Source organism: Streptomyces sp. NPDC012466 (assembly GCF_042955215.1).
Taxonomy (GTDB): Bacteria; Actinomycetota; Actinomycetes; order Streptomycetales; family Streptomycetaceae; genus Streptomyces.
Window position 1 is genome coordinate 54,209 of the sequence record NZ_JBIBEQ010000008.1, and the last position, 26,905, is coordinate 81,113.

At 73.5% G+C, this 26,905-nt stretch carries 26 protein-coding genes; 15 read left to right on the forward strand and 11 right to left on the reverse strand.

Annotation, left to right across the window (positions count from 1 at the left end; genetic code table 11):
• Positions 1-636 carry an SIS domain-containing protein gene (locus ACFY9E_RS27760; protein ID WP_390988496.1) on the forward strand — a complete coding sequence of 212 codons (636 nt, stop codon included), beginning with the start codon at positions 1-3 and terminating at the stop codon, positions 634-636.
• Positions 633-2,030: a D-glycero-beta-D-manno-heptose 1-phosphate adenylyltransferase gene (rfaE2, locus tag ACFY9E_RS27765; protein ID WP_390988497.1), complete on the forward strand. Its 1,398-nt coding sequence runs from the start codon at positions 633-635 to the stop codon at positions 2,028-2,030. Before ACFY9E_RS27760 ends, rfaE2 begins: the two co-directional genes overlap by 4 nt.
• 64 nt (positions 2,031-2,094) lie before the next feature.
• Here rfaE2 and ACFY9E_RS27770 read toward each other — a convergent pair whose 3' ends face one another.
• The 4 genes from ACFY9E_RS27770 to ACFY9E_RS27785 form a co-directional block, all read right to left on the reverse strand.
• Complete coding sequence (locus ACFY9E_RS27770) at positions 2,095-3,381, reverse strand: MFS transporter (protein WP_390989156.1); 1,287 nt, start codon at positions 3,379-3,381, stop codon at positions 2,095-2,097.
• Between the two features lie 311 nt (positions 3,382-3,692).
• A complete protein-coding gene (locus ACFY9E_RS27775; RefSeq protein ID WP_390988498.1) occupies positions 3,693-4,256 on the reverse strand; it encodes a hemerythrin domain-containing protein in 564 nt (187 codons plus the stop codon).
• A 77-nt stretch (positions 4,257-4,333) separates the two neighbouring features.
• Positions 4,334-4,867, reverse strand: a complete 534-nt coding sequence (locus tag ACFY9E_RS27780; protein ID WP_390988500.1) for a DoxX family membrane protein — start codon at positions 4,865-4,867, stop codon at positions 4,334-4,336.
• Positions 4,868-4,930: 63 nt separating this feature from the next.
• Complete coding sequence (locus ACFY9E_RS27785) at positions 4,931-6,109, reverse strand: amidohydrolase (RefSeq protein ID WP_390988501.1); 1,179 nt, start codon at positions 6,107-6,109, stop codon at positions 4,931-4,933.
• Between the two features lie 332 nt (positions 6,110-6,441).
• Between ACFY9E_RS27785 and ACFY9E_RS27790 the strand changes: the two genes are divergently transcribed.
• The 5 genes from ACFY9E_RS27790 to ACFY9E_RS27810 all read left to right on the forward strand — a co-directional run bounded on the left by ACFY9E_RS27790 (position 6,442) and on the right by ACFY9E_RS27810 (position 10,408).
• Positions 6,442-6,630: a hypothetical protein gene (locus ACFY9E_RS27790; RefSeq protein WP_366053388.1), complete on the forward strand. Its 189-nt coding sequence runs from the start codon at positions 6,442-6,444 to the stop codon at positions 6,628-6,630.
• Between the two features lie 19 nt (positions 6,631-6,649).
• Complete coding sequence (locus tag ACFY9E_RS27795) at positions 6,650-7,351, forward strand: hypothetical protein (protein WP_390988503.1); 702 nt, start codon at positions 6,650-6,652, stop codon at positions 7,349-7,351.
• Entirely contained in the window at positions 7,348-8,259 is a 912-nt protein-coding gene (locus ACFY9E_RS27800) for a DUF6895 family protein (protein WP_390988505.1), read from the forward strand. Before ACFY9E_RS27795 ends, ACFY9E_RS27800 begins: the two co-directional genes overlap by 4 nt.
• Positions 8,256-9,173: a DUF6895 family protein gene (locus ACFY9E_RS27805; RefSeq protein WP_390988506.1), complete on the forward strand. Its 918-nt coding sequence runs from the start codon at positions 8,256-8,258 to the stop codon at positions 9,171-9,173. Before ACFY9E_RS27800 ends, ACFY9E_RS27805 begins: the two co-directional genes overlap by 4 nt.
• A gap of 89 nt (positions 9,174-9,262) precedes the next feature.
• A complete protein-coding gene (locus ACFY9E_RS27810) occupies positions 9,263-10,408 on the forward strand; it encodes a serine hydrolase (protein ID WP_390988508.1) in 1,146 nt (381 codons plus the stop codon).
• 61 nt (positions 10,409-10,469) lie between these two features.
• Here ACFY9E_RS27810 and ACFY9E_RS27815 read toward each other — a convergent pair whose 3' ends face one another.
• From ACFY9E_RS27815 to ACFY9E_RS27835, 5 genes are all read right to left on the reverse strand, one after another.
• Positions 10,470-11,837, reverse strand: a complete 1,368-nt coding sequence (locus ACFY9E_RS27815) for an alpha-lytic protease prodomain-containing protein (protein WP_390988509.1) — start codon at positions 11,835-11,837, stop codon at positions 10,470-10,472.
• Between the two features lie 151 nt (positions 11,838-11,988).
• The gene (locus ACFY9E_RS27820; protein WP_390988511.1) at positions 11,989-13,653 is read right to left on the reverse strand and encodes an alkaline phosphatase D family protein; all 1,665 of its coding nucleotides are present in this window, start codon (positions 13,651-13,653) and stop codon (positions 11,989-11,991) included.
• A gap of 226 nt (positions 13,654-13,879) precedes the next feature.
• Positions 13,880-14,644: a metallophosphoesterase gene (locus tag ACFY9E_RS27825; protein WP_390988513.1), complete on the reverse strand. Its 765-nt coding sequence runs from the start codon at positions 14,642-14,644 to the stop codon at positions 13,880-13,882.
• Positions 14,641-14,928 carry a BON domain-containing protein gene (locus ACFY9E_RS27830; protein WP_390988515.1) on the reverse strand — a complete coding sequence of 96 codons (288 nt, stop codon included), beginning with the start codon at positions 14,926-14,928 and terminating at the stop codon, positions 14,641-14,643. The genes ACFY9E_RS27825 and ACFY9E_RS27830 overlap by 4 nt, the downstream gene beginning before the upstream one ends.
• A 10-nt stretch (positions 14,929-14,938) precedes the next feature.
• A complete protein-coding gene (locus ACFY9E_RS27835; RefSeq protein ID WP_390988517.1) occupies positions 14,939-15,616 on the reverse strand; it encodes a nucleotidyltransferase family protein in 678 nt (225 codons plus the stop codon).
• Between the two features lie 950 nt (positions 15,617-16,566).
• Here ACFY9E_RS27835 and ACFY9E_RS27840 point away from each other — a divergent pair.
• The 3 genes from ACFY9E_RS27840 (at position 16,567) to ACFY9E_RS27850 (ending at position 21,813) form a co-directional block, all read left to right on the forward strand.
• A complete protein-coding gene (locus ACFY9E_RS27840) occupies positions 16,567-16,776 on the forward strand; it encodes a hypothetical protein (RefSeq protein ID WP_390988518.1) in 210 nt (69 codons plus the stop codon).
• 86 nt (positions 16,777-16,862) lie between these two features.
• On the forward strand, positions 16,863-17,465 hold the full coding sequence (locus tag ACFY9E_RS27845; RefSeq protein ID WP_390988520.1) for a hypothetical protein: 603 nt from the start codon (positions 16,863-16,865) through the stop codon (positions 17,463-17,465).
• Positions 17,466-17,481: 16 nt separating this feature from the next.
• Positions 17,482-21,813, forward strand: coding sequence for an HAD-IC family P-type ATPase (locus tag ACFY9E_RS27850; RefSeq protein WP_390988521.1), 4,332 nt, complete (start codon positions 17,482-17,484; stop codon positions 21,811-21,813).
• Between the two features lie 77 nt (positions 21,814-21,890).
• Here ACFY9E_RS27850 and ACFY9E_RS27855 read toward each other — a convergent pair whose 3' ends face one another.
• The gene (locus ACFY9E_RS27855) at positions 21,891-22,340 is read right to left on the reverse strand and encodes an SRPBCC family protein (RefSeq protein WP_390988523.1); all 450 of its coding nucleotides are present in this window, start codon (positions 22,338-22,340) and stop codon (positions 21,891-21,893) included.
• A 220-nt stretch (positions 22,341-22,560) separates the two neighbouring features.
• On the opposite strand from ACFY9E_RS27855, the gene ACFY9E_RS27860 reads away from it, so the two are divergent.
• The 3 genes from ACFY9E_RS27860 to ACFY9E_RS27870 all read left to right on the forward strand — a co-directional run bounded on the left by ACFY9E_RS27860 (position 22,561) and on the right by ACFY9E_RS27870 (position 23,883).
• Positions 22,561-22,932 (forward strand): phage holin family protein, encoded by a 372-nt coding sequence (locus ACFY9E_RS27860; RefSeq protein WP_390989158.1) that lies wholly within the window; start codon positions 22,561-22,563, stop codon positions 22,930-22,932.
• Positions 22,929-23,360: a DUF3618 domain-containing protein gene (locus ACFY9E_RS27865; protein WP_390988525.1), complete on the forward strand. Its 432-nt coding sequence runs from the start codon at positions 22,929-22,931 to the stop codon at positions 23,358-23,360. Before ACFY9E_RS27860 ends, ACFY9E_RS27865 begins: the two co-directional genes overlap by 4 nt.
• Positions 23,361-23,430: 70 nt before the next feature.
• Complete coding sequence (locus tag ACFY9E_RS27870) at positions 23,431-23,883, forward strand: NAD(P)H-dependent oxidoreductase (protein ID WP_390988527.1); 453 nt, start codon at positions 23,431-23,433, stop codon at positions 23,881-23,883.
• 14 nt (positions 23,884-23,897) lie between these two features.
• Here the strand turns inward: ACFY9E_RS27870 and ACFY9E_RS27875 are convergent, their stop codons facing one another.
• Complete coding sequence (locus ACFY9E_RS27875) at positions 23,898-25,094, reverse strand: YhjD/YihY/BrkB family envelope integrity protein (RefSeq protein ID WP_390989159.1); 1,197 nt, start codon at positions 25,092-25,094, stop codon at positions 23,898-23,900.
• 114 nt (positions 25,095-25,208) lie between these two features.
• On the opposite strand from ACFY9E_RS27875, the gene ACFY9E_RS27880 reads away from it, so the two are divergent.
• Both ACFY9E_RS27880 and ACFY9E_RS27885 read left to right on the forward strand, forming a co-directional pair.
• On the forward strand, positions 25,209-25,841 hold the full coding sequence (locus tag ACFY9E_RS27880) for a GNAT family N-acetyltransferase (protein WP_390988528.1): 633 nt from the start codon (positions 25,209-25,211) through the stop codon (positions 25,839-25,841).
• A gap of 216 nt (positions 25,842-26,057) precedes the next feature.
• Positions 26,058-26,738, forward strand: a complete 681-nt coding sequence (locus tag ACFY9E_RS27885; protein ID WP_390988530.1) for a lytic polysaccharide monooxygenase — start codon at positions 26,058-26,060, stop codon at positions 26,736-26,738.
• Positions 26,739-26,905: the final 167 nt, after the last annotated feature.

The following is a 26,905-nucleotide window of genomic DNA, read 5'->3' on the forward strand; positions in this document are numbered from 1 at the left end:
ATGAGCGAACCCTCCACGCACCACGCCCTGGAAGCCGCGCGACTGCACTGCCGCTCTCTGGAGGAAGCCCTCGCACGGTTCCGCGACAACGGCCTGGACCGGGTCGCGGACTGGGGCGGCCGGCTCGCCGACGTCCTCACCGGCGGCGGCCGGCTGCTCGCCGCGGGCAACGGCGGCAGCGCCGCCCAGGCACAGCACCTCACCGCCGAGCTGGTGGGCCGCTACCGCCGGGAACGCCGCGCCTACTCCGCGCTCGCCCTGCACGCCGAGACCTCCAGCATGACCGCCATCGGCAACGACTACGGCTTCGACCACGTCTACGCCCGCCAGGTCACCGCCCACGGCCGTCCCGGGGACGTCCTGATGGTGCTCTCCACCTCCGGCCGCAGCCCCAACCTCATCGCCGCCGCCGTGACCGCCCGGCAGGCGGGACTGCGGGTGTGGGCCCTGACCGGGCGCGGCCCCAACCCCCTCGCGGAAGCCGCGCACGAAGCCCTGTGCATCGACGCCGGCAGCACCGCGAACGTCCAGGAGACGCACCTCGTCGCCGTCCATCTGCTCTGCGAGTGCTTCGACACGGCCGTGGCCACGCCCCTCGCCCGGCGCGCCGTCCTCACCCACGGGAGCACGTCATGACCGGGCCGCACCCCCTGGCCGTCGTCGGGGACGTCCTCCTCGACGAGGACATCGAAGGCGTCTCCACCCGGCTCTCCCCGGACGCCCCCGCCCCCGTCGTCGACGTCACCGGCGACCGCCGCCACCCGGGCGGTGCCGGCCTGGCCGCCGCCCTCGCCGCCCGCGGCGGCCGGGACGTCGTCCTGGTGACCGCGCTCGGCGACGACGAGGCCAGCGAGGCGGTACGGCACGACCTGCGCGGCCGGGTCCGGCTGCTGGAGATCCCGCTGAACGGCACCCTGCCGGTCAAGACCCGCGTCATCGCGGGCGGCCGGCCCGTCGTCCGCATCGACCGTGGCGGCGGCACCCCCGGAGAACCCGGCGACGCGGTCCGTGAAGCGCTGGCCGGCGCGCACGCCGTCCTGGTCGCCGACTACGGCCGGCACACCGCGGGCGCCCTGCGGCCGCTCCTGGAGGAGGCCGCCCGCCGCACCCCGCTGGTGTGGGACCCGCACCCCGAGGGCGACCCGCCCGTGCCCGGAGCCCGCCTCGTCACCCCCAACGCGGCGGAGGCACGGGCCCTGCACCCCGGCTCAGGAGAGACCACCCTGGGCGCCTACGCCGAACGCGGGGCACGACTGGCCGAGCGCTGGCGGGCCGCCGGTGTCGCCGTCACCCTCGGTGAGCGCGGGGTGCTGCTGGCCCGGCCGGGTTCAGGCACCCCGATGCTCGTACCCGTGCCCTACCGGGCCGTCGGGGATCCCTGCGGCGCGGGTGACTGCTTCGCCGCCACGGCGGCGGCGGCCCTCGCCGACGGACTGCTCCCCGAGGAGGCGCTGCAGCGGGCGGTCGCCGAGGCGGCCTCGTTCGTCGCGGCGGGCGGCGCGGGCAACCCCGACCTGTGGCGGACCGAGCCGGTGCCCGGCGCCGAGGACGACCCCGCGACCGACGCGTTCGGCCTCGCCGAGAGGGTCCGGGCCGGCGGTGGCACCGTCGTCGCCACGGGCGGCTGCTTCGACCTGGTGCACGCCGGTCACGTCGGCCTGCTGGAGAGCGCCCGGCGCATCGGCGACTGCCTCATCGTGTGCCTGAACTCCGACGCGTCCGTCACCCGCCGCAAGGGCCCGGGCCGCCCGCTCAACCCGGCGGCGGACCGCGCCCGCGTCCTGGCCGCGCTCGGCAGCGTCGACGCCGTCGTGGTCTTCGAGGAGGACACCCCCGAGGCGGTACTGGCCCGGCTGCGGCCGGACGTCTGGGTCAAGGGCGGCGACTATTCCGTCCAGGACCTGCCCGAGGCGGAGGTGCTCCGTACCTGGGGCGGTCAGGCCGTGGTCCTGCCCTACCTCGACGGCCGCTCCACGACCCTGCTGGCCCGCAGAGCGGCCAAGGCGGCCGAGGAGGCGCTGCGGCCGTAGAGGGCCGCATGGGGACGGGGCCGCGCGGACCGCGTGTCGAGGGCTGCCCTCGTACGGAGCCCGCTCAGGCCGCCGGGCTCAGCGCCGGCCGGCCCGGCACGTCGTGCTCCTCCGTGCGGAGCATCACCGGTGCCGCGGCCCGGCGCTGCCGCAGCAGGGCGCCCGCCCCGATCGCGCCGGCGATGAGCAGCCCGCCGGTGACGAGGGCGCCGCGGGGTCCGGCCACTTCCATGAGGAGGCCCAGTGCGGGCGGGCCGCCCAGGCCCCACACCGTGCCGATGCTGCCCCACACACCCAGCACCCGTCCCCGCAGATGCGGGGGCGGGTCGGTCTGCAGGACGGCCGTGCCGGCGGTGTCGGAGACGGACTCCACCACGGCCATCGGCAGCACCAGCGCGATCAGCACCGCCAGCGACGGCGACAACCCCGCCACCACCTGAAGCAGCGCCCCCGCGGCCGCCAGCGCGCCCACGAGCCGAACGGACGGCCGGCGCAGCCGGGCACCGAGCACCGCGCCGAGGATGCCGCCGACGGCGAGCACCGTCGACACCGTGCCGAAGGAACCGGCACCTCCCGCGAGCGGCCCGGTGACGAGCACGGCCAGGGTGAGCCCGTAGTTGCGGCCGAACACGGAGCTGATCCCGGTCACACCCGCCAGCGCGACGAGGCGCGGCCGCCGCATGAAGTAGGCGAGCCCCTCGCGCACGGTCAGGGCCGGGCCGGTGTCCTTCGGGGCCGGGGCGTCCTGACGCACCGCGCCGGCCGCCGGGCGCAGGAACGGGATGACCGCGGCCACGAACAGGAACGACAGCCCGTTGCCGAAGTACGCGGCCGACGTGCCGAGGAATCCGACCGCCACACCGGCCAGAGCCGCTCCCACCAGCCGGCCCGCCTGGTGCACCAGCGCCCCGACCCCGATGGCCGAGGGCACGTCCTCCGCCGGCACGAGGTCGTTGCCCAGCAGGGCGCACGCCGGGTTGTCGACGGTCGCGACGACGCCCGTGACGGCGGCCAGCACCATCAGCGAGGTCATGTCGATCCGGTCCAGCGCCACGAGGACGGCCGTGGTGAAGGCGATCGCACCGAGCACCGCCTGGCTCACGGCTGCCGTGAGCTTGCGGGGCCACCGGTCGACGGCGGCCCCGCCCAGCACGCTGATCAGCAGCGCCGGAGCGGCCTGCACGGACATGGACAGCCCCGTCGCGGCGGCGGACCCGGTGATCTGCAGGACCAGCAGGTTCTGCACCGTGAGCTGCATCCACGTACCGGCGTTCGACACGAAGTTCGCGACGGACCACCAGCGCATGCTGCGGTACCGCAGCGACCGCCACGGTGAGCGGGAGGCGGGCAGGGCAGGGGAGGGTGAGGGAGAGGAAGACACAGTGCGGTACTCGAAGACGAGTCGGAGGACTCAGCAGAAGGAGGACGAGGGAGCGACTCGCACCGGCGGCGCTGCGCGGTGGATCCCCTCGACGGGTACGGCGCCGACCATCGTGGCAGAGGGGACCGGAGAAGCGGTTCCACCGCACCTTGATCCGCCGTCCCGCGCCTTCCAAACGTCCTGCCGGGCAAGGGCCTTGAGGCCACAGTGCGTTTGATCACACGCACACGAAAGCGGGGCCCGTCGCCTCGGCGACGGGCCCCGCTCAGCGCGGTGGGTGCCTACTCGAACTTGCCGCGGCCGCTCAGCGCGTCGCGCAGCCGGTCCACCATGCCGGCGCCCGGAGCCAGGAGCTTGTTCGCCGGAGGCTTGTCGGGGGCGGCCGGGTGCGGCCGGGTCGGGGCGGTCTTCTTCGCCTTGCGCACCTTGTCGCCCAGCTCGTTGAGCGTGTCCATCGGACAGGCCTGCCGCAGACGCGGGAAGAGGTTGCCCTCCTCGTCGGCGATGTGCGAGCGGATCTCGCTCATCAGCATGCCCATCAGCCGGTCGAAGTCGGCGTCGCCCGCGTCACAGCCCTCCAGATCCTTCATGATCTGCTCGGCCGTGGCATGGTCCTTGAGTTCCTGGTCGGCGAGGGTGTCCCCGCCCGCCACGTGCTCCCGTACGGCCGGGTAGAGGTAGGCCTCCTCGGCCACCGAGTGCCGCACGAGCTCCATCGTGACCTGGTCGGCGTACACCTTGCGGTCCTGGTGGCCGGACGGCAGCGCCTCGATCCTGCCGAACATCTCCTCGACCTCGCGGTGATCGCTCACCAGCTCGTCGATGACGTTTCCTCCGTGTCCCATGTCCTTCACCTCCAGAGCTCGGGTCCCCCCGGCCTCAGGGGGATAACGCGCGGTCCCGCCGCGGCCGTGCCGACGGCTCAGGCGGGCAGCTTGGCCCGGACGCGTCCGGCCGCCGCGGCCGGGCGGGCGGTGGCGCGGACGGAGCGGCGCACCAGACCCGCGTCGCGCCGCAGACCGCGGGCGGCGTGGGTGCCGCGCCACACCACGGAGGGGCGGGCGCCGGTGTCATCGGCGGCGATCAGCAGTCCGCCCAGCATGGACAGGTTCTTGAGGAAGTGGATGCGCTGCTGTGCCCGCTCCTCGGGGTCCTCCGCCTCCCAGAAACGGTGCCCCGCCAGCGTGGTGGGCACCAGCGTGGCCGCGATGGCCAGGGCGGCAGGACGCGGCATGCGCCCCGTGGCGAGCATCAGCCCCGCGGCGACCTGCACGGCGCCGCTCAGCCGCACGATCTGCTCGGTGCGGTCCGGCAGCGCGGGGATGCGCTCGGTGACCGGTTGGACGACAGGCTCGGCGGCGTCGGCGACCTGTTTCGGGTCGCGGACGGAGTTCATGCCGCCCGTGAGGAACATCGAGGCCAGCATGGGGCGGCCGAGCACACGCAACAGACTCATGGCCCTCTCCAGAGAGTCGGTGGGTACAGCGCTCGCCGGGTTCCCCAGCCGGAGCCGAACCACTCACCCCGTCCGGTGCCGCGCCCACGCCTCCTCGCGCAGCTCTGCGGACAACAGGACGTCGGCGGCGGTGCACGCGAGGGCCTCGGCCGCCGCGAGCAGCACCTCGCGGGCCCGGGGAGAGGCGGCCGCCTCGGCGAACTCCGGAGTGTGGTCGGAGCCGTCCTCGCCCGTGATGGCCACGAACGGATGGATGGCGGGCACCCGCGTGCTGACGTTGCCGATGTCGGACGATCCGAGGTACACGCCGGGCGTGGGCGGTGACAGCGGGATACCGGCCCGGGCCAGGTGCGCGGCGAACCGCTCGGACAGCACCTCGCTGTCCCGGAAGTGCTCGTAGCGGACGGTGGCCCGCTCCACCTCGGCCGTGGTGCCGGTGGCCCGGGCCACCCCGTCGGCGCACACCCGCAGCCGCTCCGCCAGGTCCTCCAGCGCCGCCGTGGTGGCCGCGCGCAGGCCGAAGAGGCCCTCGGCGTACTCCGGGACGATGTTCGTCGCCGTACCGCCGTGCGTGACGATGCCCTGCACGTGCGAGCCCTCCGGCAGCCGGCGCCCCAGCACGGCCAGCACGTTGAACAGCTCCACGAGCGCCGCCAGCGCGTCGACCCCCTCGGCCGGATTGCCCGTGGGGTGGGCGGCCCGCCCGCGGAAGGCCACCCGGTACTGCACCTGCGCGGTCAGCGGTGCCCGCGTCCAGCTGTACACCCCCGGGTGGAACATCAGCGCCGCGTCGACGTCGTCGAAGACGCCGGCCTCCACCTCGACGGCCTTGCCGCCGCCGCCCTCCTCGGCGGGCGTGCCGACCGCCAGCACCGTCCCGTCGGACGCCTGGGGCAGGGGGGCGGCAACGGCCAGTGCGGCGCCCAGTCCGGCCGCCGCGATGAGGTTGTGGCCGCACGCGTGTCCGAGACCGGGCAGGGCGTCGTACTCCATCAGCAGCGCCACGGCGGGCCGGCCCCGGCCCGAGCGCGCGGTGAACGCCGTCGGCATCCCCGCCACGCCCCGCTCCACGGCGAAACCGGCGCGTTCCAGCTCGCCCGACAGCAGGCTCGCCGCCCGGTGTTCGGCGAAGGCGTACTCGGGGTCGGAGTGCAGGCGCCGGGCCACACCCCACAGTGCGTCGGCCCGGGCCGCCACCTCCTCATGGATGGCCTGGTGCACGGCGTCACGCTCAAGGGTCACGGGGTCTCCTCGACGTCGGCCGGCGGTGCGGTGCGGGCCCCACCGGCGGTTCCGCGGCGTTCCCGCCCCGGGTTTCTCCGCCCGCCGCCGCGACACCGCCGCGTTTCGGCCGGGGCAGAGGACCCGGGAGGAACCACGGACCACTCGCCCGTGCCCGTCCTGGAGGCGCTGGAGGACTTCCGGCGCCGCGGCGCCATCCCCCACGGCTCCATCCCTCAGCCTGAGATGTTGAAGATGTTATTTAAGTGAATTCTGAGAAAGTTGGCATGCTTTGTCCGATTCCGGTGATCCGGAAGGTGAAGGTACTTCGCTTCACTCAGGGAGATGGTGCTATGCCTTCCAAGGAAAAGGTCATCGAAGAACTGACCGGTGTGCCGAGCGTCGACATCGAGGCGGCACTCGACCCGGCGGAACTCGACGGCGTCTACCGCGACAGCCGTGAGTGCGCAGCACTTGCTCTGTCCTCCGGGGCGACCAAGCTGCTGCTGTCGCCGCCGACCCCGCGCCCGAAGAAGGGCTAGTGATCGACGGGAGTAGTCAATGGAGCAGTCTGGCACTTCGACCCTCTTGCAGGGCGCGGTGCAGGACCTCGCCTCCAGTGTGGTCTCCGCCCTCCGGGGCGGAGACCACGCGCGAGCGGCCGCCACCGGGCCGGTCGACGCGCAGGAGGGAAGTCTCGCACTCGCGGCCGTCCGCGTGCTGGGAGCCGATGCGCTGCTGCCGGCCGTCCTGCTGGGCACCCCGCCCGACCCGGACGAACTCGCCGTGTTCCGCAAGTCCGTGGAGTCCTACCCGCCGCGCGCCGACTCCGCCCCCACCGTGCTGTGGAGCCACTGGGCCATGGCACGCACCCTGCGCCGGCTCGACCCGCCGTCCGCGGCCGGAACCGCCGACGGCACGGAACCCGGTGCCGAGTGGCTCGCCGACGCGAGCTGGCAGGTCCTGACCCATCAACTCGCGGTGCTGGCCCCCCTCGCCCTGCCCGGCGAGGACTGCGCCGTGTCCCGCGTGGCACAGGGCCGCCCCGTGGACGTGGCCCGCGGATTCGTGCGCGCGGTGCGCCGCAGGGACTGGCGGCAGGCCGCCGGTGCCGGCCGCTGGCTCACCCTGCTGCACGGCGTCCCCGAGACCCTGGGACTCCCGGCCGGCCTGGACTTCGTGGAACTCATGGCCGGCCACGACCCGCTCGTGGAACTCCAGGTGGCGGCGGCCCGCCGCCTGCGCGCCGGAGCACCGGTGTGACGACGGCACAGGCCACGCAGCTCCGGCAGGTGGCGCGGACCGCGCTGGCCTGGGCGTCCACGCACCGCGCGGACTTCGCCCTCGGCGAGGACGCGCTGGCCGCCGACGCGCAGGTCAACAGCAGCTGGAAACCGCTGGGCGAACTGGCCCAGGTGTGTGCGAGCGTCACCCGCCGCACGCCCCCCGCCGACCCCCTGCACACGTGTGCGGCCGACCTGCTGGCCTTCGCCTGGCGGCAGACCGGCGACGGCGAGCTGTTCCTCCTGCTGCAACGGCTGGAGCCCTTCGCCACCTACCCGCTGGAGGTCTACGCCGCCCTGGCCGCGGCCGGATTCCGCCACGCCACGTACGAAGCCGCGACCGCCACGGTCGCCCGCACCCGCGGCTGGCAGCTCACCGAACAGGAACCGACCCGCCGCCTGGGCGTCCTCAAGGCCGAGGAACGGGGCGGCGTCCACCGGGACGGGCCCGGCGAGCAGGTGCTGCGCCGCACCTGGCTGGGCGGCCTGCCGGAACCCTGGACCTTCGAGCGGTCCGCCGGCTACGCGCTCACCCACGTCGTCTTCCACCTCACCGACTGGGGACGCGCCCCGCAGGGCTTCCCCTCCGACCTGACCGCCTACCTCGCCGACTGGCTGCCGCCCTGGCTCGACACCTGCCTGGACGCGCGGATGTGGGACCTCTCCTGCGAACTGCTCGCCGTGGCCGCGAGCGTGCCCGGCCTGCCGGACGACGCCGTCCCCGGCGACGCCTGGGAGCGGATCGCGGCGGCGCAGGACCCGTCCGGCGCGCTCCCCGAGGAGGCAGACGCGGGGGACCCGGACCGGTACTTCGCGCACCACTACCACTCCACCCTCATGGCGGCCTTCGCGGCGGCACTCACCGCCGGACAAGGAGCACCGGTATGACCGACACCCGCCTGATACACACCGTCGGAGTGGGCGCCATCGAATGGCTGTGGGCCCACCGGGACGGATTCCGCCTGGAACCCGACGTGGACCCCGAGATCGGCTTCCTGGAGCGCTTCAAGCCCGTCGGCGAACTGGCCCTGATCTGCAAAGTGCTGTTCCGCGAGGGAGTGGCCGGCTCACGCCAGGCCCAGCTCGCGCGCCAACTGCTCGACCACGCCTGGCGCGAGACCCTCGACGGCGGCACCATGCTGGTCCGCGGACAGCGGACGGAGCCGATCTCACCCATCCCGTTCGAGGTCTACCTCCCCTTCAAGGAACTGGGCTACAGCCAGCCGGACGTCGAGAGGGCCGCCGTCCTGAACCACCGGCTGGACAGCTGGATCGCGTTCGAGACGACCCCGACCCGACGGCTCGGCCTCTCCGCGTTCCAGCGCCGCTACGGCCTCACACCCCGCCCGCCCGAGGCCGACCTCGTGGGCACGACCTGGCTGGCCCGCACCCCGGAACCCTGGACCGTGGAAGGCCACATCGCCTACGACGTCACCCACACCGTCTTCCACCTCACCGACTGGGGCGAGAACCCCGACGGCCTGCCGCCGGACATCGTCGACTACCTCGCCACCTGGCTGCCGGTCTGGATCGACGACTGGCTGGACCTGGAGCGCTGGGACCTGCTCGGCGAGCTGCTCGTGGTCGACGCCTGCCTGCCCCGTCCGACCCTGGACGACCGCGCCTGGCGGGCCTTCGCCGCCGCGCAGCAGCCCGACGGGGCGATGCCCGCGATCCGCACGATGCCCGAGGGCACACCCGACGAGGTGTTCGACATCGTCTACCACCCGACCCTGGTCGCCGCGTTCGCCTCGGTCCTGGCCACGTCCCGGGCCCTGTCGGGGCTGGCGCACGCGTCATGACGCTCCGTCGGCCGCTCCCGTGGCCGGGCGAACCCGAACCGCTCGACGATCAGGCCACGGCACCGGCCGGCCCCTCCGCATGGGGGACCGTGTCCACGACCGGCGCTCCCGCCTCGCGGGCCGCGCAGCCCTCGACCCCGCGCGACTCACCACCGGGGGGTACGACTCCTCGGGCCGCTGCCACGACCCGGGCCCTGCGTGTCCCGCCCGCGGACGTTCCCCCGGACGACCTGCGACCGGCCGAGCGCCTGGCGGACGCCGTCACCGCGTCCGACGCCCCGGACGTCGTCTTCGCCCTCTCACGGCACGGCCACCGCACCGTCGTGAGCGGCGGCACCGCCCCGCCCCCACCGCTGCCCCGCGAGGACCTGCGCCACGAGATCGGCTCGGCCACCAAGACGTTCACCGGCCTGCTCCTGGCCCGGCTGATCCACGCCGGCGAACTGTCGGGGGGTGAACCGGCCACCACCCTCCTGGACGCGGGCCGGCCCCCCGGTGCGACCCCGGTGACGCTCGCCCACCTGATCACCCACACCTCGGGACTGCCCGCGCTCCCGGCCGGCTTCTTCCTGCGCGGCCTGCCCGCCTGGCACTCCAACCCCTACGCCCGCTTCCCCGCCGCCCTTGTCGTCGACGCCTACCTGCGCCACCGGCAGCGGCGCCGCCCCGGCACCCGCTGGCGCTACTCCAACTACGGCGTCGCCGTGCTCGGACACGCCCTGGCCGCCGCGACCGGCACACCCTGGGAGGACCTGCTCACCGACCAGGTGCTGCGCCCGCTGAACCTCGGCGGCACGACCCTGCGCGCGGACGACTCCGGACTCGACGCCGTCGGACACGGCAAGGACGGCGAGACACCCGTGCCCCCCTTCGACGCCGGCGGCTTCCAGGCGGCCGGTGCCGTACGCGCCACGCCGCACGACCTGCTCACCTTCCTCGAAGCCCACCTCTACCCGGACGACGCGCCACCGGCCCTCGCCCCCGCTCTGCGCGCGGTGCGCCGCCCCGTGCTCCGCCGGGGCCTGACGCACCGCCACGTGCACACCATCGCCTGGTTCCGTCACCCCACCGACGGCGGGCCGATGTACTTCCACAGCGGCGCGACCCTGGGCCAGCAGGCGTTCCTGGGCTTTTGCCCCGGCACCGGCACGGCACTGGCCGCCGTCTGCACCCGCCGCTTCCGCGCCCACGACCCGTTCGTCGCCACCGCGTACGCGCTGCTGGCGGGCGAGTAGCGGGGCAGGCCCGGCGCCGACGGCACGTGCCGCGCCGGCACCGGACAGCCCTGACCCTTCGTCACACCCGCTGCCAGAGGGCAGGGGTGGCGGTGGGCGCCCAGGGGCCCTGGGCCTGGTGCGTCTGAAGACACTGGTAGCGCACACCGGCGTGCGTCACCGTGACCCCGGCCTCGTAGACGCGGCCCGCGGCCCAGGTCTGCGCGGCGTTGCCCTGGGGTGGCGGGGACTCCTCCTCGGCGGTGGCTAGGGTGAGGCCGAAATCGCTGAGCAGCGCGTTGATCGGCTGGTAGAATGTGGTGCCGCCGGTCGCGCAGTCGCCGGAGCCGCCGGACGTCACGCCCTGTGCCTGGACGCCCGAGACGTACGGCCCGCCGGAGTCGCCCGGCTCGGCGCACACCGTCGTCTGCGTCAGGCCGTCCACCTTGCCCTCGGCGTAGCTGACACTCGTGTCGTGCTGCTCGACCTTGCCGCAGTGCCACCCCGTGGTGGAGCCCGAGCGGCAGATCGCCGCCCCGACCAGCGCCTGGACCGAGCCGGTGATCTGCACCGCCTGCCCGCCCTCGCCCTTCACGTTCGGCGTGGCCTTCCACGGGTCGTTGACGGCCACCCACGACATGTCCTTGCCGGGGAAGGTGGAGGCCTGGAACGTGCCCTGGTCCGCCTTGTTGTGCCCGGTCGTCTTGGCGCCCGGCTTGCCGCAGTGGCCCGCCGAGGCGAAGCCCTCCTGCTCGCCCTTGGTGACGGAGAAACCGATGGAGCAGCGAGCGGTGCCGTCGATGTAGTAGGCGTCGCCGCCGGTGATGTCCTCCATGAGCCGCGGCCGGTTCGCCGTGAGCTTCACGCTCACGCTCCTGGCGTCGAGACCGGCGGCCTTGACGAACGCGGCCGCCGCGGCCTTGGTCCCGGCCTCCACCACGACCCGGTTGGCCGGAATGTCGACGTACCACAGGGGCGTCTCGCGGGTGCTGACCCGGGCGGACGCCGCGTCGAGCTTCTGCTTGGCGGCCCGCAGGTCGCGCAGCGGCCTCTTCACGACGATCGCCTTCGCGCCCTGCGCCTTGATGGCGGCCACGTCCGCGGCGTCCGTGGTGGCCACGACGAGCTCCTGCGACGTCGTACCGCGCAGCCAGGCCCCGGCGAAGCGCTCACCCAGGGCGTTGCGCAGCCGCCCCGCCCGCGTGCCCGCCTCCGCCTCGTTGACCAGTCGCCGGGACGCCTGGGCCGGCGTCAGCCCGAGGTCGCGCTCCATGGCGCGCAGTACCGGGGTCGAGGGCCGGTCGGCGCCGAGGGTCTGGGCGGCCGAGGGCAGGGGGCCGGCCGCGGGCGTCGGCTCGGCCGCCACGGCGGCGGGGATCCCGGTCGCGACGAGCGCGCCGAGCGCGGTCAGCGCCACCCGGCGACCGGTCACGGCATGTCTGTGGACCATGCGATGCGTCTCCTTCGATCACAGCGTCGGTGCGTGTTGCGGTGCGGTTTTCGGTGCAGGCCTTGCCGGAACGGCGCGGTGTGATGTCCCGGGCCGCACCGTTTCGCGCTTTGGTGCGGGGAACGGCGCCATGTGCAGTACGGCGGACGCCTCACGCGGACTTCAGGCCGGGCGAACCCGCCTCCGTGACGAAGGACGCGGTCGTCGAGATGCCGCCCCCGGGCGTCGTGATGGCCGGGACGGTCCGGAAGTCGACCTGCGAGAGGTCGCGGTCCATGTCGACGCGGACGTATCCGCGCCGGCCGTCGAAGTACTTCATGTGGGGGTTGGCCTTCATGTAGGTGTCCCACTCGGCGGGCTTCGCGGCGCCGTTCCCGCCACTGGCGACGGAGGTGCAGGTGAACTCCGTTCCGACCGTCTTGGAGGCCGGGTCGTCGAAGTTCTCCTTGATGTCGAAGGCGTATCCGACGTGGACGTCGCCGGTGAGGACCATGAGGTTGGAGATGCCCGCGGCCTTCGCGCCGGCCATGACGCGGTCGCGGGAGGCCCGGTAGCCGTCCCAGGCGTCCATGGAGACCCGGGCCGGTGCTGTCAGGTCGAACTTGCGCTGCGAGAAGCACACCTGCTGGGGCATCACGTGCCACAGCGCGTCGGAGTCCCGCCAGCCGTTCAGCAGCCACTGCTCCTGAGCGGCACCGGTGAGGGTACGGGCCGGATCGTCCGACTCCGGTCCCGGCGCGTGCGGCCGGTCGCTGTAGGCCTGGTCGGAGCGGTACTGGCGGGTGTCGAGGATGTCGAACTGGGCGAGCGAACCCCATGCCAGCCGGCGGTACAACCGGGCGTCGGGCCCGTTCGGCAACTGCTCGGCGCGCAGCGGCTGGTTCTCCCAGTACGCCCGGTAGGCGGCGGCCCGGCGTACCAGGAACTCCTCCGGGGGGCTGCCCTTCTCGTCGTAGGAGCCCGCGTAGTTGTTCTCCGTTTCGTGGTCGTCCCAGGTGACGACGAACGGGTGCTGGGCGTGCGCGGCCTGAAGGTCCGGGTCGCTCTTGTAGAGCGAGTAGCGCAGCCGGTAGTCCGCGAGCGTGGTCGTCTCGCGGTTGAACACGTCGGGCAGTTTGCGGTCGGTGTAGCGGCGGGCCCCGCCGGCGGAGTCCACGGCGTACTCGTACAGGTAGTCGCCGAGGAAGAAGACGACGTCGACGTCCTCCTGCGCCAGATGCCGGTGGGCGGTGTAGTACCCGTCCTGGTAGGCCTGGCAGGCGACGGCGGCGAGCCGCAGGCGGTCGGTGTCACTGCCCGGCGGCGGGGCGGTGCGGGTGCGGCCCACGGGGCTGATCCACGAGCCCACCCGGAACCGGTAGTAGTACTCGCTGTCCGGCCTCAGGCCCTTGACGTCGACGTGCACGCTGTGGGCGTACTCGGGGTGGGCCGTGGCGGTGCCCTCCTGCTCGACGATGACGAACCACTCGTCCATGGCCACTTCCCAGGAGACGGCGACCCGCTCCTGGCCGAGGCCGCCGTCCTCCGCGAACGGCTGGGGCGCGAGCCGTGTCCAGAGCAGCACCGAGTCCGGCAGCGGGTCCCCGGAGGCCACGCCGAGAGTGAACGGGTCGTCGGTGATCCGGGCCGCGTCGAGTTCGCGAGCGGCGGTGGCGCCACGCGCCGGCCGGTTGGTGCTGAAGGCGAGCATCGCGGCGGCCGCGGTGACGGTCAGGAAGCGACGGCGGGCGACGTGCGGCGCCGCACCGCGCAGTACGGCGTCGTGCGGGGAGAAGGCGTGCTCGGAGGGTGGTTTTTGACGGCCCGTCAGCGCCATCTGATGTCCTCTCGTACGGGGCACGTGCGCCCCGGGCGGACGCGTGGGGACATCGCCGACGTGCGGAGCGCGGAGCTCGCATGCTAAGCAGACAAAATGCCTGAAACGGGCTCGACGTGCGGGGGGTTCACACCACAGGCGGTACACGAGCGGTCCGGCGCGCCCGGGGGAGGACAACACGAAGCGCCGCCGGCGTTCGCCGGCGGCGCGAGGGTAAAGGGGTGGCTCAGCGGGCCTGTTGTGCGGCGGCTCCGGTCGTGGCGCGCTCGTGGACCGGAAGGTGGTAGACGTGGAAGGCCCGTCCGATGACCGGCTGGGCGACGTTGCGCACCCGCACGCCACCGCTCGTCATGCCGTGTTCCGTGCCGGCGTGCGCGTGCCCGTGCACCGCGAGGTCGGCACCGGCGGTGTCGATCGCCTCCGCCAGCAGATAGCTGCCCAGGAACGGGTGGATCTCCAGCGGCTCGCCCGCCAGTGTGTCCGCGACGGGGGAGTAGTGGGTCAGGGCGATCCGCGCGTCACAGTCCTCCTCGTCCAGTTGCTCCAGGGCGGTTCGCAGCCCGTCGGCGCATCGGCGCGAGTGCCGGACGAACTCCTTCATGACCGGCTCGCCGAACTCCCCCGCGCAGCGACCCACGAAGCCACCGCCGAACCCCTTGGTCCCGGCGACGCCGATCCGCGCCCCGCCGCTCTCGACGACCGTGCCCTGCCCTTCCAGGACATGGGCGCCCGCGTCCCGGAGGATGGCCGTGACCTCGTCCGGGCGGTCGTCGTGGTGGTCGTGGTTGCCCAGGACGGCGACGACCGGAACGGCGAGGCCCTCGATCTCCCGGGCCACCACCCGCATCTCCTCGGGCGTGCCGTGCCGGGTGAGGTCCCCGGCCAGGAGCAGGAGGTCGGCGCACTCGGGCAGGGTCTCGAAGGCGGGGCGGAGCACGCCCTGGCTGTCGGGCCCCATGTGGATGTCTCCGACGGCTGCGATGCGGATCATGAGAGTTCCTCCGCGTGGTCGGGGGAGGACGCCTCGGTGACCACGAGGTCGCTGTGCACGGGGAATCCGGCGAGCTCCTCGTGGACGGTGCGCACGATCTCGTCGCGGCAGGGCGTCGAGGGCACGGTGCCGGTCAGCAGGACCGTCCGGCCGCGGGCCTCGACGCGTACGCCCAGTTCACCGAGTTCGCCGGAGGCGAGGCGGTCCTGGAGGTGGGCGATGCGGTATTCCAGGTTCTCGGCGGGCGGCCCGCCGCCCGCGTCCTGTGAACCGTGGGTGCTCATGGGTGCTCCTTCAGATGACGTTCAGGCGCTCCAGGAGGAAGAAGAAGGCCGCGGGCATGGGCTCGTCCCCGCACTCACGCCGTACCTTCTCCCAGTCGACCTTCTCCCGCAGGGCGCGCGCGATGGGCAGGGCCGCCCCGAAGTCGCAGTGGTGCTCGGAGAACGCGGCGGTCAGGCTCCACAGCAGATCGGTGGGGGCCAGCACGGGCATGCGCACCGAGTCGACCGACAGCTCCTCCGCCCGCTCCAGCATGTCCGTGCCGACCGGCCGGTGCGCCAGTTCGAAGATGATGTCCACCGGCTGCCCGAAGCACGTGGCTTTGATCAGCCAGTCCTCCGGCGGGGTGTACACCGTCAGCCCGGCTTCGTGAAGCGTGGCCGCCACCGCTTCCGCGTCCTCGGGGCGGATAGCGAAGTCGACGTCGTGCTGGAGGTTCTTCTCGCCGCCGTGGGCGTACGCGGCCACACTGCCGGCCAGTGCGAACAGGTGCCCCTTGCGTTTCAGCAGGGCGCCGACCTGCTTGGCCGCCTCCAGGAGCGCCTGGTTGCGGTCCTGCGGGAGTTCCTGCAGCGGCTGGTCCGCCTGCGGGTCCTGTGGTGGCGCGGGCTCGTCCCCGTCCGGTGCCGTGCGGAGATCGGGGATCCCCGGTCGCCGGACGAGCGTCGCGTCATCACCGTTCTGCGTCATGACCACTCCTTCGCCGAACCGGACACGTCGCTCCCGTGCGGTGCCCGGACCCGAGACGGCTGTTTGCCTGCATTGAGTACCCGGCGCTCCCGCCCCGACACGGACGGCTTCCGAAGAGCGGCGGAGCCCTGCCCCTCACCGGCCCGGGCGGTGCGCCACCACGGGTTCCCCCGGAGACCTGCCGCAGGTCGTTCGCCGCGCAGTGCACCTCGCCCCCCGCCGGATGCGACCGGGCGAAGTCCTCCGCCCGGTGCATCCGCACTCCGTCGGCGGCGAGGGCCTCCCCGGTGCGCACCCTCGGCCCGGGTGGATCGGGCGGGGCGTAGTCCCGGGGTGTCAGCGACAGGCCGGGCCGTCGGCGACGCCGGGGGAGTGGGCGATCGCACCCCGGGCCTGCCCCGCTCCCCGGAGATCGTCGCGTACCGGACCGGCATCCGTACGAGGACGCCGCGGGGCAGCGAGGAACCCAACCCCCGGTCTGCCGGCGGCGCGCCGGCGGTGGGCCTGCGCTCGGCGTCGGTGTCCGCGAACAGACCGCTGCCCACCCGCTCCGGCGCGCTGCGGGAAGCCCGCCGCCGGGCGGGACGGCGACGGCCGGAGTCCGGCCGCGCTCGTTCGCGACCGCACCGCGGGGCTCGGCTCGTCCTCGCGGCCGACCGGCAACCGCGAGGCGTCGACCGTGACGGCCGGCTGCCTGCCCTGCGCCGAGGGCATCCGCACGAACACCGGACCGGGTGCCCGGTGCGCCGTTCGTGGCGTTCGTGACGGCGGACGAGGGGACGGTGCCGGAGGACGTCCGCGGACCATGCTCCGGACCGCCGGGCGCCGAGGCGACGGCGCCATCGATGGCCCCACCGGCCCGGCCCTCCTCCCCGGGTGGCGACGACCGCGCACTCTGGCGAGCCTGATACGGCGGACCGCCCGGCCGCCCGCCCGCTGAAGGAGCCCCGATGCGCACGCTGCCGTACGCCCTGCTCACCGCCCTGACCGTGTCCCTGCTCGCCCTGCCCGCCCACGCCGCCGCCCTGCCGGCGGACGTCACCGCGAGTCAGTGCGTCGCCGGTGGCGGCATGATCATCATCTCCGCCGTGGGCGACGGCGCGCAGGGATACACCAAGCGCTGCATGGGCGGAGTCCACGACGGCGAAACCGTCATCTGACCTCCCGGCCCCACCGGGTCCGGCCGAACAAGACAAGCGCATACCCCACCAAAGACGGAATATGGGTCACAGAGCTGGGAAACCGGATGAAGCCGCTGGACGACGCGCTTGTGGAGGTCGACATGAACCAGGAGACACCACGTTCGTCCGATCTTCCGCAGCCGTTGCGGGCCGTGGCCTCGGGCCTCAGGCACCTGCCGGGTGCGGAGCAGGTCGGCAAGGTGGCCACCGACGCCCTCGACAGGATCGGCGCGGTCTCGCCGCGCGGCCGCCGGATGGCCGTCTACGCCGGTGCCGGCGTGCTCGGCGTGGCCGGAGTCGTGGAGTGGCCGGTGGCCGTGACCGGCGCGGCCGTCGCCTGGCTGACCCAGCCGCGCCCGGGCACACGGCCCGACGGCGCGTCACCGAACGGCGCGACGCCCACGGGCACGACCGGTGACGCCGGCTCCGCCCAGGAGGCGCCGGACGACCAGGACACCTCCTCGTACGGACCGGGCGGCAGACTCGCCGCTTCCCACTACCGTCGCGAGCGGCCGGACCAGCACGTCCACGAACAGCCCGCCAAGGTCGGCGACACCGCCACGGCCTCCGCCCTGAAGCAGGTCGCGGAGGCCACCGCCCACCACCCGCACGGCGAGGAGCCGGACCAGGCCCCCCGGCCCGGACACGACAGCCGGTCCACCGGCTGAGTCGGGACGGCAGCAGATGCTCACACGCTTCGACGCCGCCCCGCTCGTCGGGGCCGTGGCCGGCGCGGCCGCAGGGGCCGCCCGCAGCACCGCCCAGTCGGTGACGTCCGTCTACGACACCACGCGCCGCGTCCGCAACGTCGCGCGCAACGCCCTGACCGGCGACCGGCACTGGAAGGCCGGTCAGCGCCTCCATCTCGCCCTGCGACACCCCGACGGCGACGCCGCGGCGCTCGCCCACAAGGTCGCCGAGGAACTGGTCGAGCACCCGGACGTGCTCACGGCGTACTGGGACGGGGGGCTGGCCCGCCTGGTCGTCACCGTGGCGGAGGACGCCGCCACCGACCAAGTCACCGAACAGGCCACCGCGCTCGCCGCCCGCTTCGGCCTCGACGAGAGCGTCGACCCCACCCTCCGGGACACCAGCCACCCCGGCGACCCCGCAGAGGTGCGCGTGAGCGCGGCGGCGATCCTGCTGGACGCCGCCGGCGCGGCCGGTGCCCTGGCCGGCCGATCCCTGCGGCTCCCGCCCGGCTCCCGCATCATCACCGCCGCCGTCACGCTGCTGCGCGAGAACCCCCGTTTCCGGGCCGTGCTCCGGCAGCGGTTCGGCACGTCCGGCATGGAACTCGTCCTCGCCGGCGCGAACGCCGCCGCCCATGGCATCGGCCAGACCCCGCTGGCACTCGTGCTCGACGGCATCCTGCGCGGCAACCAGCTCACCGAAGCCGTGGCCAGGGCCGCGGCCTTCGAGGCGCTCCACGACGACGTCTGCCACCACCGGCGCACCAGCCTGCCCTGCCCCACGGACACCCGGCCGCCGCTCAAGGTGACCCCCGCCGCGGAGTACGCCTCCCACGCCAGCACCGGCAGCCTCGCCGGCGCCGCCGCCACCCTCCTCGTCACGCACAAGGCGACGGACGCGGCCGAAGCCGTCCTCGCCGGATCCCCCAAGGCGGCCCGGTACGGACCGGCCGCCTTCGGCGCGACCCTCGGCACCTACCTCGCCCACGCCGGGATCCTCCTGCGCAACGGGGAGCGCCTGCGGCAGCTGGAGATCGCCGACGCCCTCGTCCTGCACGCCGACGCGCTGCGCAGCCTGCGGCAGGACGACACCGGGGACGGCCTGCCCGACGACCTGGTCCACCCCTTCGCCGAGGCCGTCCTGGACGCCGCCCGCCGGGCAGGACTGCACGTCGTGATCGCGGGCGGCTCCGACCTGAAGGACATCACCCGGCTCGCCGACGAGGTCGCCCCGAGCGTCAAGCCGTTCGGAGACGTCGTACGGGCCCTGCAGGACGAGGGGCGCGTGGTGGTGACCGTCGCCCGCCTGGACGAGTCCGGCGACGGGCACGTCGCGGCCGGACTGCCCGCCGGTGACGTGGCCATCGCCCTCATCGACGGGCGGGCGGCCGTCTCCTGGGGAGTCGACGTGCTGGCCCCGGGCGGACTCGCCGACGTCTGGCGGCTGCTGACCGCCATCCCGGCGGCCCGGCGCGTCGGACGCCGCTCACAGACCCTGGCCCGCGCGGGCGCGGCCCTCTCCGGGCTCCTCGTCGCCCGGGGCGGGCAGCCCCCCGGCCGGCACCTCCTGTGGCCCCTCTCCCGGCACGCCCCCGTCAACATCGCCGCCGCCAACGCCCTGATCACCGGCTGGCTCGAAGCCACGCGTGTCGCCCGGGCGACCCCGCCGCCGCCCCGGCTGCACATCCCCTGGCACGCCCTCGAACCCCACGAGGCCCGCGACCGGCTGAGGCGACCCGACCGCGACGACGAGCCCAGCGGACTCGCCCTGCTCGCGGACCGCTCACGGCAGCAGGCCGCGCGTCTGACCCGCCATCCCGTCGCCGCACCCGCCCGCTGGACGTGGCAGGCGGCCGGAGCCGTCCGCCGCGAACTCGACGACCCGCTCACACCCGTCCTCGCCACCGGGGCCGTCGCCTCCGCGCTGCTCGGCTCGGTCGTCGACGCGCTGCTCGTCGTCGGCGCCATGGACCTCAACGCCGTGACCGGAGGACTGCAGCGGCTGCGGGCCGAGCAGGCCCTGGCCCGGCTCGCCGCCCGGCAGCAGCCCAAGGCCCGCAGGCAGGACAGCCGCCGGCGCACGGTCACCGTCGACGCCGCCCGGCTGCGGCCCGGCGACGAGATCAGCCTCGGCGCCGGCGACGTCGTACCCGCCGACGCACGGCTGCTGGAGGTCGACGGTCTGGAGGTCGACGAGTCGGCGCTCACGGGCGAATCCCTGCCGGTGACCAAGTCCGTCGACGCCACGCCCGGCCTGCCGGTGGCGCAGCGCACCTGCATGGTCTTCGAGGGCACCACCGTCGTGGCCGGACGGGCCACCGCCCTCGTCGTGGACACCGGCGACCAGACCGAGGCCGGCCGGGCCGTCACCCTCGCCGCCCGGACCCCGCCGCCCGCCGGAGTGCAGGCCCGGCTCCAGGAACTCACCCGCAAGGCCCTGCCGGTCACCTTCACCGGCGGCGCGGCCGTGACCGGGCTGTCCCTGCTGCGCGGCAGCCCCGTCCGGCGCGCCGTCAGCGGCGGTGTCGCGGTCGCCGTCGCCGCCGTCCCCGAAGGCCTTCCGCTCGTCGCCACCGTCGCGCAGATGGCGGCGGCCCGCAGGCTCTCCCGTCGCGGCGTCCTGGTCCGCACCCCGCGCACCCTGGAGGCGCTCGGCCGCGTCGACACTGTCTGCTTCGACAAGACCGGCACCCTCACCGAGAACAAACTGCGTCTGGTCCGCGTCGCCACCGCCGACGGCACCGTCCTCGCCACCGACACCGACGAGGCCACCCCCGTCGTGCGTCTGGCCGCCCGCGCCTGCCCCCAGGAGGAGACGGGGCAGGGCCGCCGCATCGCGCACGCCACCGACGAGGCCGTCCTCGACGTCGCCCCGCCCGACGAGCGCTGGGCACCGACCGGGGAACTGCCCTTCGAGACCCGCCGCGGTTACGCCGCGGCGGTCGGCCGCGACGGCGACCCGGACATGGGTGAACTGCTCGTCGTCAAGGGCGCCCCCGAGACGATCCTGCCCGCCTGCCGGGACCTGCCCGGCCACGCCTGGGACACCGCCCACGCACTGGCCGGACAGGGACTGCGTGTCCTCGCCGTCGCCCGCCGCCCCTGCCGGGCCGACGACGCCGAACACGAACTCGACACAGCACTGGCCGAGTTGGAGTTCAGCGGTTTCGTCGCGCTCGCCGACGTCCCGCGCGACACCTCGCACGCCCTGCTCGCGGAACTGCGCCGCTCCGGCATCCTGCCCGTCATGCTCACCGGAGACCACCCGGAGACCGCCCGCGCCATCGCCCTGCAACTGGGCTGGCCGGAGGAGACCGAGGCGGTCACCGGTGACGAACTCGTCGCCATGGAACGCCGCGAACGCGTCCGGGTCCTGCGCGGCGCGGGCGTCATCGCCCGGGTCGCGCCCGAGCAGAAGCTGCACGTCGTCGAGGCCCTGCAACAGGCCGGGCGGGTCGTGGCGATGGCCGGCGACGGCGCCAACGACGCCGCCGCCATCCGCGCCGCCGACGTCGGAGTCGGCGTCGAGTCCCGCGGCTCCGCGGCCGCCCGCAACGCCGCCGACCTCGTGCTCACCACCGGTGACCTGTCCGTCCTGGTGGACGCGGTCGCCGAGGGCCGCGCCCTGTGGCGCAGCGTCGCCGACGCGGTGAGCATCCTCATCGGCGGCAACGCCGGCGAGGTCGGCTTCAGCGTCCTCGGCACCCTGCTCGCCGGCGCCTCGCCCCTGTCGACCCGTCAGCTGCTGCTGGTCAACCTGCTCACCGACATGTTCCCGGCCATGGCCGTCGCGGTCACCCCCAGCGACGACCCCTCGACCGCGCAGCACGCCGAGACCGGCCCGATGGGCCTCGACGCCCTCGGCGCACCCCTGTTGCGCTCCATCCGCCGCCGCGGCATCACCACCTGCCTCGGGGCGGTCACGGCGTACCTCATCGGCCGCCTCACCCCCGGCACCGAACGCCGGTCGACCACCATGGCCCTGTGCGGGGTGGTCGGCGCCCAGCTCGTGCAGACCCTCTCCGGGCGGCGTCACAGCGCCCTGGTGTGGGTCACCGCCCTCGGCTCGGCCGCCGTCCTCGCCGCCCTCGTCCAGACCCCCGGGGTCAGCCACTTCTTCGGCTGCACCCCGCTCGGCCCCGTCGCCTGGGCCGGCGTCGCCCTGGCCATCGCCCTGTCGGCCCTGGCCCCCCGCCTGGAGCGCCTCCGGGCCGTCCACGCCCTCTACGACGGGGCGGCCCAACTCGCCCTGCGCCTGGGCGACCTGAGCGGGCAGGCCCGGCGGTTCCTCCAGAGCGGCATCGCCGGACCGGTGGCGGCATGACGGGCGGGCACAGCAGGAGGCCGCCACCACGTGCAGTGGTGGCGGCCTCCTGATGCCGGGTCAGACCTTGCCGCGGGTCAGACCGTGCCGCGCCAGGCGCCCGTCTCCGCTCCGCGGGTCTCCATGAACTCCTTGAACCGCTTCAGGTCACCGGAGACCTGCCGCTTCACGAACCCGAGCTTGTCGCCCACGGTCTCGGCCACACCACTGGGGTCGAAGTCCATCTGCAGCATGACCTTGGTCGTGTCGTCCTGGATGCGGTGGAAGGTCACCACACCGGCCTGCCGCGCCTCGCCGCCCACGGTGGTCCAGGCGACGCGCTCGTCCGGGACCTGTTCGGTGATCTCCGCGTCGAACTCCCGCGCCTGTCCGCCGACCTTCGTCACCCAGTGCGTGAGGGTGTCGGTGCGCTGCTCGATGCGCTCGACACCGTCCATGAACTCGGGGAAGGACTCGAACTGCGTCCACTGGTTGTACGCGGTGTGCACCGGCACGCGGACCTCGATGGATTCCTCTACCTGCGACAAGGCGATACCTCCCTTTCTCGTACGTGAGCGACCGACGGGTACCGGATTTCGCGCCGCTCACTCATCGTCAGCAAAAGTCGTCCGACCAGGTGTTCTTTGCGCCTTCGCTGGTACCCGTCCCGGAACTACGGACCGGGAGGTGATCGCCATCACGGACACACATCGCACGGCCCCCGCCGCTCCCCGCGCGGGAAGCGCGCAGGAGGCCGGGGAAGAACCGGTGGGCGAGCTGGTGCAACGGGCCACCGAGCAGCTGACCGAGCTCGTGCGCGGCGAAATGCGCCTCGCACAGGCGGAGATGACCGAGAAGGGCAAACGCTACGGCAAGGGTGGCGGCCTGTTCGGCGGAGCCGGCGTACTCGGTTTCGTCACCCTGCAGGCCCTGGTCGCCACGGTGATCGCCGCCCTGGCCGTACCGCTGCCGGTGTGGGCCGCGGCGCTGATCGTCACGGCCGTCCTGGCCCTCGCCACGGGCCTGACGGCGCTGGCCGGACGCAAGCAGGTGCGCAGCGCCGCCCCGCCCGCCCCGCAGCGGACCATCGACAGCGTGAAGGCCGATGTGGCCGAGATCAAGGAGAGTGCACAGCGATGACCCAGCCCCCGCACGACGAGCCGACCGCCCGCAGCCAGGAGGAGTTGCGCGAGCAGGTCGAGCACACCCGGCACGAGCTCGGCGACACCGTTCAGGCACTCGCCGACCGTGCCGACGTCAAGACCCGCGCCCGTGAAAAGGCCGTCGCGGTCAAGGAGCAGGCCGGGGCCAAGGCGCAGGAATGGAGCGGGCAGGCCAGGGCCAAGGCAGCGCATGTCGCCCACACCGTGGAGGAGAAGCTGCCCGAGCCGGTGAAGCAGAAGGGCGCCGCCGCCGCTCAGGGCGCCAAGGAGAAGGCCGCGCAGGCCGAGCAGGTCTGGCAGGACAAGGCCCCGCAGCAGGTGCGCGACCACCGTGCCGCCCTGCTGGCGGGCGCCGGTGCCGTCCTGGTGGCCGTCCTGCTGATCCGCCGCCGCGGCAACCGCTGAGCCACGACACCGACATCCGGCCCCCGTCACCGCTTGCGGTGGCGGGGGCCGGACGGCAAGGTCAGGTGCCGTGGCCACCTTGCTGATCGTCCATCACACGCCCTCGCCCCACTGCCAGGCGATGTTCGAAGCCGTCCTGTCCGGTGCGACGGACCCCGAGATCGAGAACGTCAGGGTCGTCCGTGTGCCCGCCCTGTCGGCCACCGCCTCCGACGTCCTCGCCGCCGACGGCTTCCTCCTCGGCACCCCCGCGAACCTCGGCTACATGTCCGGGGCCCTCAAGCACTTCTTCGACCAGGTCTACTACCCGTGTCTGGACGCCACCCGCGGACGCCCCTTCGGCTACTGGGTGCACGGCGGCAACGACGTCACCGGAGCCGTGCGCGGGATCGAGTCGGTCACGACGGGCCTCGGCTGGCGCCGCACCGCCGAGGCCGTGACCGTGACCGGCGAGCCGGACAAGGGCGACCTCGGGCGGTGCTGGGAACTGGGCGCGACGGTCGCCGCCGGACTCACCGGCTGAACCGTCCGGCCCCGTCAGGTCTCTTCCAGCCGGCGCCGGTCCTGCTCGTCCCACGTCCGGGTGTCACGCGGCTGCGTGTACGGCTCGGCCTCCGGCGGGTGACCACCGGCGATGGCCCGCTGCCGCACCGTCTCCGCGTCGAACTCCAGACCCAGCAGGATCGCCAGGTTGGTGATCCACAGCCACACCAGGAAGACGATGACACCCGCCATCGTGCCGTAGGTCTTGTTGTACGAGGCGAAGTTGGCCACGTAGAACGCGAAACCGGCGGACGCGATCATCCAGATCAGCAGGGCCAGCAGACTGCCGGGCGTGATCCAGCGGAAGCCCTTCACCTTGGCGTTCGGGGTCGCCCAGTACAGGATCGCGATCATGGTCGTGACCAGCAGGACCAGGACGGGCCACTTCGCGATCGACCACACCGTCAGCGCGGTGTCGCCGATGCCCAGGGTCGCCCCGACCTGCTGGGCCAGCCCACCGGTGAAGACCACGATCAGGGCGCTGACCACGGCCATCACCAACAGCACCACCGTCACGGCCACCCGCACCGGCAGCAGCTTCCACACCGGCCGGCCCTCGGGCATGTCGTAGACGGCGTTGGCCGAGCGGATGAACGCGCCCACGTAGCCGGACGCCGACCAGACCGCCAGGACGAGGCCGACGATCGCCATCAGCGAGCCGATGCCGGCGTTGCCCTGCAACTGCTCGACGGCCCGGGTGATGATGTCGCGCGCCGAGCCGGGGGTCAGCTTCTGGACGTTCTCCAGCACCTTGTCCGTGGTCGACTTCCCGGTGAGGCCCAGCATGGACACCAGCACCAGCAGCGCGGGGAACAGCGCCAGCACGCCGTAATAGGTCAGCGCCGCCGCCCGGTCGGTCAGCTCGTCGTCCTTGAACTCCCGCAGGCTTCCCTTCAGTACCGCGCCCCACGACTTCCGGGGCAGGTCCGTCGGTGTGTCGGGCGCCGCACGCTCCACCTCGGGGCTCGGCCCGGGCTCCTCGGACACGGGGGCGGAAGCCTCTCGGCGTTCGGCTTCGGCAGGTCCTCGGCGTTCGGCCTGGGCGGGTCCTCGGCGTTCGGCCTGGGCGGGTCCTCGGCGTTCGGCCTCGGCAGGCTCTCGGCGTTCCGCCTCGGGGCCCGGTCGCGGGCTCTCCTGAGGCGGGGCCTCACCCTCGTGGTGTTCTTTTCGTCCTGGAATATGCAGCTTCACCATGTGAGCCGGGTAACCCCTGACGGGGCCCTTAAGCCGCGCTCGTACAAGCCGAGCTCAACGCGTGTCACAAGTGGGTTGAGGGAGCGCTCCCACGGCGTGCACCATGCCGTCATGACAACATCGCCCGTCATCCGGCCGTACCGCCCCGAGGATCGCCCCGCCCTCGACGACATCTGCATCCGCACCGCCCACCACGGCGAGGACAGCCGACCCCACTACGCGGACCCGGGCATCTTTCCGGCGGCCTTCGCGGCGCCGTACGTCCATCTGGAGCCGGACCTGGCCTTCGTGCTGGACGACGGGCGGGGGCAGGCGGTCGGGTACATCCTCGGCACGGCCGACACCCCCCGTTTCGCCGAGGCCTTCCGCACCACGTGGCTGCCCCTGGTGGCCGACCGCTACCCGGAGCCGCCCCGGCCGCCGCGCACCCCGGACGAGGTGATGGCGGGCCTGCTGCACGATCCCGAACGGATGGTGCTGCCCGGGCTCGTCGCCCATCCCGCGCATCTGCACATCGACCTGCTGCCCGACTGGCAGGGCCGCGGTCACGGCCGCCGCCTCATGCGGACGTTCCTGCGGGCCCTCCAGGACAGGGGGGTGCCGGCCGTCCATCTGGCCATGTCGACCGCCAACACCCGGGCAAGGGCCTTCTACGACCGCATGGGCTTCGAGGAGATCGACATCCCCGCGCCGGGCGAGGTCTGCTACCTCGGACGCGCCACGAAGGAACTCGACCGGCTCTGACGGTCCTGCCCACCGAACGTATCGAACGCGTCGAATGCGCCAGGAGGCACGGAAGTGGCGCAATCAGGCGTTGCCGAGCCGTGCCATCGGACGCAGCCTGTGCGATGCGGGAGCGCTCCCACGCTCCCGTACTCCCCACGTATCGAAACATGATCGAAAACGGAAAACGAGCACGGTCGAAGGTACGAAAACCCCCACACCCGAAAGAAGGAGATCATGAATTGTCATGGTCATGATCTGCGCCTCCCCAGGCTCAGGTCCCGTCTGGCACTCGCCCTGAGCGCGCTGGTCGCCGCACTGCTCAGTCTGATCCCCTGGAGCGGCACCGCCGTCGCCCACGGGTCGGTCGTGGACCCCGCCTCCCGCAACTACGGCTGCTGGCTGCGCTGGGGGAGCGACTTCCAGAACCCCGAGATGGCCCGTCTCGACCCCATGTGCTGGCAGGCGTGGCAGGACAATCCCAACGCCATGTGGAACTGGAACGGCCTGTACCGCAACGGCTCCGGCGGGAACTTCCAGGCCGTCGTCCCCAACGGCCAGCTGTGCAGCGGCGGACGGACCGAGGGCGGCCGGTACAACTCCCTCGACACCGTCGGCGCCTGGAAGACCACCGACATCACCGGCAACTTCACGGTGAAGCTCCACGACCAGGCCAGCCACGGCGCCGACTACTTCCTGGTATACGTCACGCGGCAGGGCTTCGACCCCACCACCCGCCCGCTGACCTGGAACGACCTCCAGCTCGTCAAGCGCACCGGCAGGTACGCGCCCAGCCAGAACTACGAGATTCCCGTGAGTACTTCGGGGCTGAGCGGCCGACACGTCGTGTACACGATCTGGCAGGCCTCGCACATGGACCAGACCTACTTCCTGTGCAGTGACGTGAACTTCCGCTGACCTGCGCGTCCCCGCCGGACGGTGCGTCCGGCGGGGCTCGGGCCGGGCCGTGTTCCATGAGAGTTCTCCGAAAGTTTTCGAGGTGAGTGAACACGCCGGTGCTCCCGTACGTATGGGGCGAGGGGATTTTCATGCCCGGCACGCCACAAGCGCAGGAGAGCACCCTT

Excerpts from the sequence above, each read along its gene's own strand:
- ACFY9E_RS27760 (WP_390988496.1), top strand. The coding sequence starts at position 1 with ATGAGCGAACCCTCCACGCACCACGCCCTGGAAGCCGCGCGACTGCAC.
- rfaE2 (WP_390988497.1), top strand. The coding sequence starts at position 633 with ATGACCGGGCCGCACCCCCTGGCCGTCGTCGGGGACGTCCTCCTCGAC.
- ACFY9E_RS27775 (WP_390988498.1), bottom strand. The coding sequence starts at position 4,256 with ATGGGACACGGAGGAAACGTCATCGACGAGCTGGTGAGCGATCACCGC.
- ACFY9E_RS27780 (WP_390988500.1), bottom strand. The coding sequence starts at position 4,867 with ATGAGTCTGTTGCGTGTGCTCGGCCGCCCCATGCTGGCCTCGATGTTC.
- ACFY9E_RS27790 (WP_366053388.1), top strand. The coding sequence starts at position 6,442 with ATGCCTTCCAAGGAAAAGGTCATCGAAGAACTGACCGGTGTGCCGAGC.
- ACFY9E_RS27795 (WP_390988503.1), top strand. The coding sequence starts at position 6,650 with ATGGAGCAGTCTGGCACTTCGACCCTCTTGCAGGGCGCGGTGCAGGAC.
- ACFY9E_RS27805 (WP_390988506.1), top strand. The coding sequence starts at position 8,256 with ATGACCGACACCCGCCTGATACACACCGTCGGAGTGGGCGCCATCGAA.
- ACFY9E_RS27815 (WP_390988509.1), bottom strand. The coding sequence starts at position 11,837 with ATGGTCCACAGACATGCCGTGACCGGTCGCCGGGTGGCGCTGACCGCG.
- ACFY9E_RS27820 (WP_390988511.1), bottom strand. The coding sequence starts at position 13,653 with ATGGCGCTGACGGGCCGTCAAAAACCACCCTCCGAGCACGCCTTCTCC.
- ACFY9E_RS27825 (WP_390988513.1), bottom strand. The coding sequence starts at position 14,644 with ATGATCCGCATCGCAGCCGTCGGAGACATCCACATGGGGCCCGACAGC.
- ACFY9E_RS27830 (WP_390988515.1), bottom strand. The coding sequence starts at position 14,928 with ATGAGCACCCACGGTTCACAGGACGCGGGCGGCGGGCCGCCCGCCGAG.
- ACFY9E_RS27835 (WP_390988517.1), bottom strand. The coding sequence starts at position 15,616 with ATGACGCAGAACGGTGATGACGCGACGCTCGTCCGGCGACCGGGGATC.
- ACFY9E_RS27840 (WP_390988518.1), top strand. The coding sequence starts at position 16,567 with ATGCGCACGCTGCCGTACGCCCTGCTCACCGCCCTGACCGTGTCCCTG.
- ACFY9E_RS27845 (WP_390988520.1), top strand. The coding sequence starts at position 16,863 with ATGAAGCCGCTGGACGACGCGCTTGTGGAGGTCGACATGAACCAGGAG.
- ACFY9E_RS27850 (WP_390988521.1), top strand. The coding sequence starts at position 17,482 with ATGCTCACACGCTTCGACGCCGCCCCGCTCGTCGGGGCCGTGGCCGGC.
- ACFY9E_RS27865 (WP_390988525.1), top strand. The coding sequence starts at position 22,929 with ATGACCCAGCCCCCGCACGACGAGCCGACCGCCCGCAGCCAGGAGGAG.
- ACFY9E_RS27880 (WP_390988528.1), top strand. The coding sequence starts at position 25,209 with ATGACAACATCGCCCGTCATCCGGCCGTACCGCCCCGAGGATCGCCCC.
- ACFY9E_RS27885 (WP_390988530.1), top strand. The coding sequence starts at position 26,058 with ATGAATTGTCATGGTCATGATCTGCGCCTCCCCAGGCTCAGGTCCCGT.